Here is a 6245-nt window from a genome sequence, read left to right as displayed (position 1 = left end):
TCATCAACGACAACTCGTTCTTTAATACGGAGACGAACGCGTCGGGGGCTTTCCTCGGCGACACGAATATCCTTTCCATTCAGAACCAGCTGAACGACATTCTGCTTTCGGAGGTGGACTCGCTGCCCTCCGACAAGCTCCGCTCTCTCATTAATATCGGGGTTTCGCTGAGCGGCGACACCGGGACGTTCACGCTGAGCCAGACGACGCTCAGCGGGCTCCTGAAATCGAAAACCGATGAGGTCGCCAAGGTTTTCGCCGATGTCGGTTCGGCCTCCGATGTGGACATCAAAGTCCTTGGTTTTACGGGCAAAACGAAGGTCAGCTCCGCCAGCGGCTATGCCGTCGACATCACCCGGGCGGCCACCCAGGCCGAGCGGCAAGGCGCCCTGAATGTGGCGGCCGGCATCACGGCCGAGGAGACGCTGACCATTGATGTGGACGGGACGGTCACCTCGGTCAATCTGACGGTCGGCCTCTCGGCCGAGGGAACGGTTTCCGCCATCAATTCGGCGCTGAAAAACGTGAACATCAACAACGCCCGGGCGGTATTCAACAACGCGACCGGGAAAATCTCGATTCGCCACGACGAGTACGGATCCTCCCACACCATCAAGGTGACCTCGACGGCGACGAGCGCCACTGCGGGAACCACGGGCCTGGGAGCCAGCACGGCGAATTCCACGACCACCATTACCGGTCAGGACGTGGCCGGAACCATCAGAGGCGAGGCGGCGACCGGGAATGGGCAGACCCTCACGGGCGACGCGGGCAACGCCAACACCGATGGCCTTCAGCTCCAGGTCACCGTCACCCCCGATACCCTTTTGACGCAGGGCTCCCCGCAGGGAACCGTCGTGGTCTCCCGGGGCATTGCCTCGAAGATGAAGGAATTTCTCCAGTTTCTGACGGATACCAGCCAGGAGGGCCCGATTCAAGCTGCGCTCCAGGAATCCGATAATAGGATTAGTAACCTGCAGAACCAGATTGATTCTGTGCTCGCGCAGGCCGAGCGAGAGAGACAGAAGCTCCTGAGGGAATTTGCGGCGCTGGAACAGGCGCTCGGGAGTCTCCAGACGACGGGTTCGTTTCTGGAAGGCCAGTTACGGCAGATCGAGGCCACCTCTCAGTCGATTATCGCCCGAGGCGGCCGGGGAAGGTAGGCCCTTCAAGAGGAGAGAGCTGCGTTGGCACCGACAGATTCCTATAAGAGCTATCAGAAAACGCAGATCAAGACGGCTTCTCCCGCCCAGCTGGTCGTTCTCCTGTATGAGGGTGCGATCCAGCGAATCCGCAAGGGGCAGATGCTCCTGCATGAGCCGGACAGGAACATGGACGCGAGCACCGAGATTTTGCGGGCCATGAACATCATCTCGGAGCTGTTCGGCTGTCTGAACCCCAAATATTCACCAGAGCTCTCCAAGCAGCTCGCGGACATTTATGCGTACGTCCTTGACACTCTCGCCAAGGGGCTCCAGGAAAGGGACACGGAACTTCTCGATAAGGCAGGCAAGGCCCTGGAGCCGCTCGCGTCCGCGTGGAGAGAGGTTGCGGAGGGAGTTGTTACCTCGCCGGCCATTCCGGGAGGCATCCCCGTGGTCACGACCGAGTAGGCGATCCGGACGATTTCAAGAGGATGATCAGATGAACCTGACGACAGCAACCGGAACGATGCAGTTCAGGATGGACGAAAAGCGGTACGACATCCCGGCGGGCGTTGCGACCTTCGGCGAGCTTTGCGAATGGGTGATGAATCATTTCAAGGAATTGGGCCGCGTCCTTTTGGGCGTGATGGACGGCGATGTGACGCTGATGCAGGGCGAGATGGCCGAGTGGGCTGGCCGCCCCATCGGCGAGTTCGAGAATATCGAGTGTCTCTCGGCCGACCCCAAGGCGCTGATGCGGCGGACTTGCGAGGATTCCCTGGAGTTTCTGGTGAAACTCTCCGAGTGGAGCGACAAAACGGTCTCGTTCTTCAAGGCGAACGATGAGGAAGGCGCACAGATGGGCGTTATGGGCTGCGCGGAAGGATGGAGCCTGATTCTCAACTCCTACTGGAACCTTCTTCAGATGGCCGGTCTCGATAACGCTTCGGCCGAGGTCGGCGGGAAGTCGCTGGCGGCCGTTTCGGCCGATTTCGGCCGCCTTTTGAAGAAGCTTCACAACGAGTTCGAGCGCAACAACGCGGAGCGCATCCGGGAGATCCTGATGATAGACTTCATGTCCTATCAGCAGCCGTTCCGCGATGCCTTTGAGAAAATCCAGCTTCAAATTGACTGAGCGGAGCTGAGAGGAAGGGGCCGAACGGCCTGCCGCTCGGCCCGGCACTTTCCCGATGCCCACTCTCCCGGACGAGGAGCGCTCGTCCGGTTTTTTTTTGCCGGGAGTCCGCCTAGGTGGCGGCGATTTTCGGGCGAGCTGGCGCCAGGATGGGCCTTCCGGGATACACCCAGACGAAAACCAGCGAGACGAGCCCGGCGAGGAAGCTGAAGAGAACCGCGAGGGTGTAATCCCCCGAAAGGTCGTAGAGAAGCCCGCCGATATAAGCGCCTGCCGCCATACCGATGCTCGCCCCGGTCGAGAACGAGCCGAAGATGATGCCCACTTTCCGGGCACCGTAGTACTCCCGGGTGACAAGCGGGTACATCGTGCCGTGGCCGCCGAGGCCGACGCCGATGGTGACCGCGATGGTGAAAAAGACAGGAAGCGATGGGGAGAAGAGCAGCAAGGGGACCGGGAGCGTCTGGAGAAGCAGCACCAGGAAAAGCGAATGTTTGGGCCCCAGGCGGTCGGAGAGCACCCCGGCGATGATCCTTCCGGCAAAGGCGCCGAACCCCATTGCCCCCATCAGAAGCGCGGCGTGCATCTTGGAGATTCCCGCCTCGATGGCCATGGGGACGATATGGACGAGGAGAACGGAATGGCAAAGGCAATCGAAGTGGTGGCTGCCCATGATGCTCCAGAAGGTGGGGCGCCTCATGATGGCCCGCAGGCCGAGCGAAGCCTCGGGCACGGGGGCGGGCTCACCGGGGGTGGCCTCCGGATTTTCCCTTGACTCTGCGGTGTCTATCTTCTGGGCCTTGGCGCGGCCATGGCTCCGGGGAATTCGCAGGAAGACGATGAAGGGCAGCGCGATGAGAACCACCAAAATGCCGAGGATGAAATAGGCGTTCCGCCACCCGAAGGCGTCAACCAGATACCCCGAGATGGGCGGGAGGAAAAAGATGCCGGCGCCCGTCCCCGCGCCGGCGAGCCCTGTCGCAAGCCCGCGGTTTTGGGCGAAGGCCCGCGGGAGGAAAATCTGGATCGGGATCATGTGGCAGGAGCGGCCGAGCCCCACCACGATGCCGGCCAGGAGATAGAAGTGCCACAGATTCTGGATTTTCGAGGATGCCATCAGGCCGATGCTGAGAATGATCGTTCCGAAGAGGACGACGCGCCGGGTTCCGTAGCGGTCGGCCAGCCCTCCGGCCAGGATGGCGGTCGCCGAGATGGTGAACATAAAGATGGAAAAGCCGGCCGAAATCGCCGATCGGGACCATCCGAATTCGGCGGAGAGCGGCTTGATGAAAATGCCGAAGTTGAAGTTCACCCCTGCGGAGATGGCGAGAAGGACAAAGCATGCGAGAATCAGCAGCCATTCACTTGCGCTGAACATCCCGGATGCGGGAGAAGCGGGCCGCGTCGTTGTTTCCACATGGTCCTCGTTAAGAGCGAAAGATAACGCCAGCAGGGGGATACTACGTATCGAAAAGACCCGCGGCAAGCGGCCCGGCGGGGATCCGCCCCTTGCGCAACAGGGATTCTTTCGTGTAATAGGCTGGTTTTCGCGGGTTCGCTTCGGGGTCTGGGCGATACTGGTGGTTCCCGCCCCTGATCGGTAAGGTATCGGCAGGATGGGTCCAAAATGGCGGAAAAAAAGATAAGCCGGAAGACGACGAAGCCCTGGGGCGGGCGTTTCACTGCGGGGACGAATCCCCGGGTGGAGGGCTTCACCGAGAGCGTCTCCTTCGATCAGCGCCTGGCCGCCTGGGATGTCCGCGGGTCGGCGGCCCACGCCGAAATGCTGGGTGCCCGTGGGATCATCCCCCGGGCGGACGCCCGGAAGATCGTCTCCGGCCTGAAGGCCATCCTGCGGGAGATCGAGGCGGGAAAATTCCGCTTCGATCCCGCCCTTGAGGATGTCCACATGAACATCGAGGCGGCCCTCACACGGCGCATCGGCGCCGCGGGCGGAAGGCTCCACACCGCCCGGAGCCGCAACGATCAGGTGGCGACGGCCGTGCGCCTCTGGCTGCGCGACATCATTGACGAGACGATAGCGGCGCTGGAGGATATCCGGCGGGCGCTTCTGCGGCAGGCCGAGGCGGGGGTGGACTTCATCATGCCCGGCTATACCCATCTGCAAAGGGCCCAGCCCGTTTCCTTCGCCCATCATCTCCTGGCGTATGGCCAGATGTTCCGGCGCGACGGGGAGCGCATGGCCGATGCGCGAGGGCGCGTGAACGTCCTCCCCCTGGGAGCGGGCGCGCTGGCGGGCACCAGCCACCCCATCGATCAGCGGATGGTGGCCAAAAAACTTGGCTTTGACGCCGTGGCGGAGAACAGCATGGACGCGGTGAGCGACCGGGATTTCGCCATCGAGTTCGCGGCGGCGGCGGCGGTTTCGATGATGCACCTGAGCCGGCTGGGGGAGGAGATCGTCCTCTGGGCGAGCGGCGAGTTCGGCTTCATCGAGCTTCCCGACGCCTTTGCGACGGGGAGTTCCCTGATGCCGCAGAAGAAAAATCCCGATGTGGCCGAGCTTGTCCGGGGAAAGAGCGGCCGGGCCTACGGCGCGCTCGTTTCGCTCTTGACGCTGATGAAAGGGCTGCCGCTCACCTACAACCGCGACATGCAGGAGGACAAAGAACCCCTGTTCGATGCGGCCGACACGCTGCTCGCATCGCTGGGCGTCATGGCAGAGTTGGTGGCGGCGATTCGGCCCCAGCCCGAGCGGATGGCCGCCGCGGCCGAGGGCGGCTACATGACGGCGACCGATCTGGCCGACGCCATGGCCCGGCGGGGGGTACCCTTCCGGCAGGCCCATGCGGCGGCGGGAAGAGCCGTCCGGCTGGCCCTGGAGAAAGACGTGCCGCTGGGCGAACTGTCGGCGGCGGATTTGAAGAAGGCCGATTCGCGGCTCAAGCCTGCCGATTTGAAGGAAACCGATCTGAAGCGGGCGACGGCGGGCCGCAAGAGCGCGGGCGGTGCCTCGCGCCAGAGCGTCCTGCGGCAGATCCGGGCCGAGCGAAAACGGCTCGGCTTGCGTTCGCGTTAGGAAAGGGGGGGACGGCTTGCGGCGGATGTTTTCGATCATGCTGGCGGGAGCGATCCTCGTCTCTCTGATCGGGCTGGTTTCCGGCTGCGGCGTGAAGGGGCCGCCGCGGCAGCCGCAGGAACCGATTATCAAGGGGCCTTAGCGGGCCCCTGACCTGAAGAAGATTGGCCCGAAAAAGAAAGAAGGAAGCCATGCACTATTTCGCGTACAAGGACGGCGTGCTGCACGCCGAGGGGGTGTCCATCCCCGATCTCATTGAGAAGGTCGGGACGCCCTGCTACGTCTACAGCCACAAGACGCTCTCCCGGCACTTCCGGGTCTTCAATGAAGCGTTCGCCGAGGTGCCGCATCTCATCTGCTTCGCCATGAAGAGCAACTCCAACCTGGCGATCCTCCGCCTTTTCTCCGAGATGGGCGGCGGGCTCGACATCGTGTCGGGCGGGGAGCTCTACCGTGCCGTCCAGGCGGGGGTTCCGGCCGAGCGGATCGTTTTCGCCGGCGTGGGGAAGTCGGATGATGAGATCGCCTATGCGCTCGCGCAGGGTGTTCTCATGTTCAACATCGAGAGCGAGGAGGAGCTCCGCAACATCAGCGATGTGGCGATCCGCCTCGGGAAAGTCGCGCAGGTGGCCATCCGCGTGAATCCGGATGTGGACCCCGAGACCCATCCCTACATTTCGACGGGCCTCAAGAAGAGCAAGTTCGGCATCGCGATCCAGCGGGCGCTCTCCCAGTACCGCACGGCGGCGGAGCTTCCCGGGGTCGAGGCCATCGGGGTGCACTGCCACATCGGGAGCCAGATCACCCAGAGCAGCCCCTTCGTGGATGCGGTGGCCAAGGTGGTGAGTCTGGTGAAGGCGCTCCGCCAGGATGGGCACGAGATTCGCTATCTCAACCTCGGGGGCGGCCTCGGCATCACCTACAA

General features: G+C 62.8%; 7 protein-coding genes. 6 read left to right on the top strand and 1 reads right to left on the bottom strand.

Annotated elements, in window-relative coordinates; translation table 11 throughout:
- From fliD to O2807_10575, 3 genes are all read left to right on the top strand, one after another.
- The coding region (gene fliD / locus O2807_10585) for a flagellar filament capping protein FliD (protein MDA1000943.1) at nucleotides 1-1163 on the top strand (1163 nt) is incomplete at its 5' end.
- 24 nt (nucleotides 1164-1187) lie between these two features.
- Nucleotides 1188-1613, top strand: a complete 426-nt coding sequence (fliS, locus tag O2807_10580) for a flagellar export chaperone FliS (GenBank protein ID MDA1000942.1) — start codon at nucleotides 1188-1190, stop codon at nucleotides 1611-1613.
- A gap of 31 nt (nucleotides 1614-1644) precedes the next feature.
- A complete protein-coding gene (locus O2807_10575; GenBank protein ID MDA1000941.1) occupies nucleotides 1645-2280 on the top strand; it encodes a hypothetical protein in 636 nt (211 codons plus the stop codon).
- A gap of 112 nt (nucleotides 2281-2392) precedes the next feature.
- Here O2807_10575 and O2807_10570 read toward each other — a convergent pair whose 3' ends face one another.
- Nucleotides 2393-3697 (bottom strand): MFS transporter, encoded by a 1305-nt coding sequence (locus O2807_10570; GenBank protein MDA1000940.1) that lies wholly within the window; start codon nucleotides 3695-3697, stop codon nucleotides 2393-2395.
- 210 nt (nucleotides 3698-3907) lie between these two features.
- Between O2807_10570 and argH the strand changes: the two genes are divergently transcribed.
- The 3 genes from argH to O2807_10555 all read left to right on the top strand — a co-directional run.
- The gene (gene argH / locus O2807_10565) at nucleotides 3908-5320 is read left to right on the top strand and encodes an argininosuccinate lyase (protein ID MDA1000939.1); all 1413 of its coding nucleotides are present in this window, start codon (nucleotides 3908-3910) and stop codon (nucleotides 5318-5320) included.
- 16 nt (nucleotides 5321-5336) lie between these two features.
- Nucleotides 5337-5462 carry a hypothetical protein gene (locus O2807_10560; protein MDA1000938.1) on the top strand — a complete coding sequence of 42 codons (126 nt, stop codon included), beginning with the start codon at nucleotides 5337-5339 and terminating at the stop codon, nucleotides 5460-5462.
- Between the two features lie 49 nt (nucleotides 5463-5511).
- Nucleotides 5512-6245 (top strand): diaminopimelate decarboxylase (locus tag O2807_10555; GenBank protein ID MDA1000937.1); only part of this gene is annotated, 734 nt, incomplete at its 3' end.

It is taken from the genome of bacterium, from assembly GCA_027622355.1.
Taxonomy (GTDB): domain Bacteria; phylum UBA8248; class UBA8248; order UBA8248; family UBA8248; genus JAQBZT01.
Note: the sequence above shows the minus strand (reverse complement) of the source record. Positions and strands in the feature narration are given on the sequence as shown.

Coding starts and splice junctions, on each gene's coding strand:
- O2807_10575 (MDA1000941.1), top strand. CDS start 1,645: ATGAACCTGACGACAGCAACCGGAACGATGCAGTTCAGGATGGACGAA.
- argH (MDA1000939.1), top strand. CDS start 3,908: ATGGCGGAAAAAAAGATAAGCCGGAAGACGACGAAGCCCTGGGGCGGG.